Origin of the sequence: Rhizobium ecuadorense (assembly GCF_001187535.1) — a bacterium.
GTDB classification, from domain to species: domain Bacteria; phylum Pseudomonadota; class Alphaproteobacteria; order Rhizobiales; family Rhizobiaceae; genus Rhizobium; species Rhizobium ecuadorense.
In genome coordinates this window covers 1-352 of the sequence record NZ_LFIO01000547.1, presented here as the reverse complement: position 1 = coordinate 352, position 352 = coordinate 1, and the positions used below count along the sequence as shown (strand labels likewise).

Here is a 352-nt window from a genome sequence, read left to right as displayed (position 1 = left end):
CGTCAATCCGGGCAAGAGCTTGTCGACGCCATGGGCCGTCCGCAATTCTATTAGGTCGTATTGATTGTAGAGTGCCGGCCGCGGGCCGACGAAACTCATCTTCCCCGCGAGAATGCACCAGAGCTGCGGCAGTTCGTCGACGCTGGATTTGCGCAGAAAGGAGCCGATGGGCGTCAGAAACCGATCCGGGTTTTCAAGCAAATGCGTGGCAACCGTCGGCGTGTCGACGCGCATGCTGCGAAACTTTGGCATCAGAAAGATCTGATTGAAACGGCCGACACGTTTTGACCAATAGAGGATTGGTCCGGGCGAGGTGAGGCGAACACACAGAGCGACGATGAGGATTGGAAGG

At 57.1% G+C, this 352-nt stretch carries 1 protein-coding gene; it reads right to left on the bottom strand.

From position 1 onward, the window contains the following. Positions 1-352 (bottom strand): sugar transferase (locus AF337_RS11930; protein ID WP_160320283.1); only part of this gene is annotated, 352 nt, incomplete at both ends.